2 protein-coding genes are annotated in these 2298 nt (G+C 56.0%); both read left to right on the top strand.

The features are described 5' to 3' along the window. Positions 1-1439, top strand: a 1439-nt coding sequence (locus Q0331_RS04015; protein ID WP_367274956.1) for a hypothetical protein, incomplete at its 5' end; no start/stop codon positions are given. Between the two features lie 3 nt (positions 1440-1442). Further along, positions 1443-2285: a hypothetical protein gene (locus Q0331_RS04010; protein WP_298075090.1), complete on the top strand. Its 843-nt coding sequence runs from the start codon at positions 1443-1445 to the stop codon at positions 2283-2285. The last annotated feature ends 13 nt before the right edge of the window (positions 2286-2298 follow it).

Genomic DNA, 2298 nt, shown 5'->3' with positions numbered 1-2298 from the left:
CCGGTACGTGGCTGTTGGAGACTGGCTCTTCGATCATGAATGGTTTGAAGACTGGTATTACCACGGCCTGGCAGGGTGTGCTTACGTTCTTCTCGACCGTGGGTACTACGATCCGTAACCTGTTTGTGGGTGCGGGTACGTGGTTGTTGAACGCGGGCCGGAATGTTATTACTGGCCTGGCTAACGGTGCGCGTGCTGCTATCGGGTTTGTGCGTAACGCTATGTCCGCGGTGAAGAATGCGATCACGTCGTTCTTCGGCTCGGCTATCTCGTGGCTGATGAACGCTGGTCGTAACCTGATCAGTGGTTTGGCTAACGGGGTCCGGGGCGCTATTGGCAGAATCAAGGCAGTTTTAGGTTCTGTGAAGAGCTCGATTCTCGGTGCTTTCGCCGGAGCTGGTAGATGGCTTTTCAGTATTGGCCAGAACATTGTCCAGGGCCTTATGAACGGTATTGGATCTTTGGCCGGACAAATCGGCTCCTGGTTCCTAAACAAGATTCCGGGGTGGATCCGGGGCCCATTTAAGGCGGCGCTTGGTATCCATTCGCCGTCGCGCGTGTTCGCCGGGTACGGACGGAATATTGGCGAGGGTCTGATTCTGGGTGTGCGGTCTATGCGGGGTGCCGTGCGGAAGTCGTCGAAGGGGTTGGCCGGGACGGCCTCTGATGGCGCTCGCTCCGCACTTACCGGCGGGTTCTCTGGGCTCCACGGTGAGATTGAGAAGGCGTACCGCCTGGAGGTCCTTGAGCCTAACGCCCGTAAGGTGGCGGAGTGGCGTGCTAAGGAAGCTAAGGCGAACAAGAAGCTCGAAGAGCAGATCAACAACATCCGCAAGAGCAAGTCGAAGGCTGCTACTAAGGATAAGAATATCGCTAAGGCTCGCGCCCGGAGGGCGAAGGAGTCTAAGGAGTCCTACAAGCAGCTTGCAGAGAGTATGGAGAAGACGAACTTTGACCAGATTCCTCGTTCGTTCGAGAAGTACTGGATCGAGGGCACTAAGAAGGTGCTGACCCGTTCTCTGTCTGACAATATCCGCAGGTCGGGGATTGTTAAGCAGGTTCGCGGTGCGGCTCTTGGTGCGGTTCGTGAGGGCCGTCGGGTGTTTGGTAAGCATCCGATCTTCTCTACCGTTGAGAAGTCTGTGAATGCTAAGCATTTCGAGAGTGTGATTGTTAAGGCTGTCGAGGATGCCGGTATTGCTGAGATTCCGGTTGATCTGGTTATCAGTAACCTGGATCAGTTTAAGAAGGATCTCGGTATGGGTAACGGGGTTGTTTCTCGTGCTCTGGATCAGGCTATGAAGTTTGATCCTGCGCAGACCGATTCCCGCGCTGCGCGCGAGGCTAAGACGGAGGTGCATTACCACGTTCGGGATATGCAGGAGGCTATCCGCCTGGAGAAGCTCCGCGAGCGTAAGCAGTTGATGAAGGTTAAGTAAGGAGTGTCCGTGGAAGCGGTTGTGAGGGTGTTCGGGTACGCCGGTGGTAGTGTGACTATCGCTGGTGAGGGTGCTGGGGCTGATGGTGTTTGGCTGATGTCCGAGGTGGAGGGTTTTTACGACCCTGAAGTGGAGGCTGTTACTAAGCCGTTGGCTAGTAGGCCGGGTACTCGGTTTCTCTCGCACCGTGTTGTTGAGCGCACTGTTGTGTTCAAGGTGTTGATCGAGGATGGTGAGCGTGAGGGTTGGCGTACCAGGGATGCTCGCTGGCGTCGCCTGTGGTCGTGGGATGAGTATTCTACGATCGCGGTGACTGTTGGCGGGCGTACCCGCCGCCTGAAGGCGCGCTTGTCCGAGATCGAGGTGGATACTACTTACGATCCGCACACTAATTCCGCGACCGAGGTTGTGATGACGGTGGTTGCGGATGATCCGTTCTGGTACGGGACTTCTTTCGAGAAGGAGGTTCGTGTTGCGGGGAAGACTACTTTCACTGTCCCTTACGCTAACCCTACCGAGAACCGGGTTTACCCAGTGTTTGACCTGGAGGGTGGTGCTTCGTGGACTATCCCGGCTTTCCATTCTCCACGGGGTGCTAAGGAGTATCGTCTCCCTGCCCTGAAGGAGGGGGAGGATGTTCGCGTGAGCACTGACCCTGGGGCTCGTCAGCTGGTGTCTGTGAATGACACTCCTGTGTGGGCGCGCATGAACGGTGTCCGTTTCGACGGGTATATTCCTCCGTTTACGGGGTCGCTGTCTGTGACTCTGAAGCATGATTCTCAGATGATTAGGACTGCGAGGATTGTTCTGGAGCGTCCGTTTGATCGTCCGTGGGGTGAGGTTTAGTGGATTCTTCGAG

Origin of the sequence: uncultured Corynebacterium sp. (genome assembly GCF_937999985.1) — a bacterium.
Classification (GTDB): Bacteria; Actinomycetota; Actinomycetes; order Mycobacteriales; family Mycobacteriaceae; genus Corynebacterium.
Note: the sequence above shows the minus strand (reverse complement) of the source record. Positions and strands in the feature narration are given on the sequence as shown.